Origin of the sequence: Holtiella tumoricola (genome assembly GCF_027857615.1) — a bacterium.
Classification (GTDB): domain Bacteria; phylum Bacillota; class Clostridia; order Lachnospirales; family Cellulosilyticaceae; genus Holtiella; species Holtiella tumoricola.
In genome coordinates, this window is sequence record NZ_JAQIFT010000026.1 from 1 (window position 1) to 2,805 (window position 2,805).

4 protein-coding genes, 1 tRNA gene and 1 rRNA gene are annotated in these 2,805 nt (G+C 35.5%); all 6 read left to right on the forward strand.

From position 1 onward, the window contains the following. Nucleotides 1-60 precede the first annotated feature (60 nt). Nucleotides 61-178: ribosomal RNA gene (rrf, locus tag PBV87_RS06270) — 5S ribosomal RNA — on the forward strand. Between the two features lie 42 nt (nt 179-220). Continuing rightward, nucleotides 221-293, forward strand: a tRNA-Met gene (locus PBV87_RS06275). A gap of 138 nt (nt 294-431) precedes the next feature. Further along, nucleotides 432-1,010: a GNAT family N-acetyltransferase gene (locus PBV87_RS06280; protein ID WP_271011544.1), complete on the forward strand. Its 579-nt coding sequence runs from the start codon at nt 432-434 to the stop codon at nt 1,008-1,010. A gap of 59 nt (nt 1,011-1,069) precedes the next feature. Further along, complete coding sequence (locus tag PBV87_RS06285) at nt 1,070-1,717, forward strand: nitrite/sulfite reductase domain-containing protein (protein ID WP_053982364.1); 648 nt, start codon at nt 1,070-1,072, stop codon at nt 1,715-1,717. 41 nt (nt 1,718-1,758) lie between these two features. Then, entirely contained in the window at nt 1,759-2,391 is a 633-nt protein-coding gene (dhaL, locus tag PBV87_RS06290; RefSeq protein WP_271011545.1) for a dihydroxyacetone kinase subunit DhaL, read from the forward strand. Nucleotides 2,392-2,394: 3 nt separating this feature from the next. After that, nucleotides 2,395-2,790: a dihydroxyacetone kinase phosphoryl donor subunit DhaM gene (gene dhaM, locus PBV87_RS06295; RefSeq protein WP_271011546.1), complete on the forward strand. Its 396-nt coding sequence runs from the start codon at nt 2,395-2,397 to the stop codon at nt 2,788-2,790. The last annotated feature ends 15 nt before the right edge of the window (nt 2,791-2,805 follow it).

Genomic DNA, 2,805 nt, shown 5'->3' on the forward strand with positions numbered 1-2,805 from the left:
AGGTTAATTGATTGCAGTATTTGTTTTTGAGAGTATAATAAAAAAGAATACTCAAATATTTTTGGTGGCGATGCGACTAGGGGACACACCCGTTCCCATACCGAACACGTAGGTTAAGACCTAGTCGGCCGATGGTACTTGTCTGGAGACGGACCGGGAGAGTAGGTGGCTGCCAAATTTTTATTTTATAGCTAGAAAAGCTGACATAACAACATAATAACGCGGAGTGGAGCAGTTGGCAGCTCGTCGGGCTCATAACCCGAAGGTCTCAGGTTCAAGTCCTGACTCCGCAATTTCTAAAGCCTTATAAACTTCTAAAGTTTATAAGGCTTTATTCGTATATTTATTTATTTTATAATATTTGGTAATATATTAAATTAAAGCTAAGAAAAATTATAAATCAATAAATGAAAATTTGAGGAGGAATAGAAATGACAAATTCGATGATAAATATTAGAGTTGCAACAGCTCAGGATGCAGGAGAGTTGTTGCGAATCTATGCCCCTTATGTAGAGACAACTGCAATTACATTTGAGTATGAGGTACCATCAGTTAAAGAATTCGAAGATCGTATCCAAAATACTTTAAAAAAATATCCTTATTTAGTAGCAGAAAGTAATGGAGAAATACTAGGCTATGCGTATGCAGGAGCTTTTAAAAGTAGACAGGCATATGACTGGGCTGTAGAGACTTCTATTTATGTAAAAATGAATAGAAAAGGTATGAGAATTGGAAGTAAGTTATATGATGCTTTAGAAACAAGTTTAAAAAAACAAGGAATATTAAATTTGAATGCATGCATTGCTTATCCAGAAGTAGAGGATGAATATCTGACTAGGGGGAGTATTTCTTTTCATGAAAAGTTAGGATACGATTTTATAGGAAGATTTCATAAATGTGGCTATAAATTTAATAGGTGGTATGATATGGTATGGATGGAAAAACATATTGGAGTTCATAGTGAACAGCAAGAACCTATTAAATTATTTAAAGATATTTATATGGAGTAGAGATAAGCTTGTGTATTAAATTTTATTGTAGTTATTATGAGTGTATAAAAGGAGACCTTATGGCTAATTTACAAAAGATTAGAAATGGAAAACGTACTTATGCAATTACACCACATATACCAGGTGGTTTTATTACAGCAGATCATTTAATTAAGATAGGAGAAGTAACTAAAAAATATAAGGGTGTTGTAAAGATTACCTCAGGTCAACGTATCCTTATTACTAATTTAAAAGAAGAGGATATTCCACATATATGGGAAGAACTTGGGATGGTGCCAGCGGTTAAGGAACAAAACTCTATAAAGAATGTTGAGATGTGTCCAGCCGGTTTTTGTAAGCGTTCTAAGGTAAATAGTATTGGAATAGGAATGAAGCTTTCTAACAAATATCAGTGGAAAGAGATGCCTTGCCGTACAAAAATAGGTGTAGCAGGATGCCTAAATGCTTGTGGAAGTGTATATAGTAAGGATATTGGTGTTATTGGTGATAAAGATGGTTATAAGGTAACAGCAGGTGGATCAGCAGGCTTTCACCCAAGACTTGCAGATGTTTTGGCTACGGGGCTAACAGAACGAGAAGCATTAGAATATATTGATCGCTTGATTTTAGTTTATGAGGAGTATGCAGAGCCAGGAGAAAAGCTAGGTTTTCTTATTGATCGTTTAGGTAAAGAACAATTTTGTGAAAAGGTTATTTCTAGAGGATAGAGCTCGTATAATAAAATAAGACTTATTATAGGAGTGATTTGATGAATGCGGTATTCTATGAAATGATTAGTGAAATTGCAAAAAATATACAAGCAAACAAGGACTTCTTAACAGATTTAGATCGTGAAATAGGTGACGGAGATCATGGCATTAATATGGCAAGAGGCTTTAGTAATGTAATGAGCAAACTGAATGTAGATGAAGAAATGAGTATAAGTGATAGCTTGAAAAAAGTAGGTATGATCATTATATCTACAGTTGGAGGTGCATCAGGTCCCTTGTATGGAAGTGCTTTTTTAAAGGCAGCAATGGCAACGAGAAATCATGAACAAGTAGATGGTGAATTACTTGGTATAATCTTAAAGGCTAGTTTAGAGGGGATTCAAGAAAGAGGGAAAGCTACAAGAGGGGATAAAACCATTATTGATGCTTTAGAACCAGCTTGTGAGATTTACTTTAAAGGAATTAATGAAGGTGAATCTACAATTGAATGTATGCAAGCAGCATGTAAGGCAGCTGAAGGTGGCATAGAGTCTACCAAGCTTATTGCAGCAAGAAAAGGTAGAGCGAGTTATCTAGGTGAACGTAGTATAGGGTATCAAGATCCAGGGGCGACGTCTACATTGATTATGCTTCAATCTATTACAGATGTTTTAGTAAGACAGGAGGCATAAGAGATGATAAGTATTTTAATTGTATCGCATAGTAAGGCATTGGCAGAAGGTGCAGTAGAGGTGGCCAAGCAAATGGCAGATGAAAGGCTTCCAATAAAGGCTGTAGGTGGACTTGATGATGGAAGTATAGGTACAGATGCAGTACGTATTATGGAAGGACTTTATAGTGTGTATACAGAAGAAGGTGTACTTGTGTTTGTAGATTTAGGGAGTAGTGTATTAAGTACACAAATGGCTATGGATTTATTAGGGGATGAAAAGATGAAATCCAATATACATATTGTGAATGCTCCTATTGTTGAGGGAAGTATTGTAGCAGCGCTGCAAGCAAGTATTGAAGATCCTATAGAGAGTATTATAGAGGAAGCTGAGAATGCTTGGAAAATGAATAAGCTATAAGAGGTGCTGTTAATA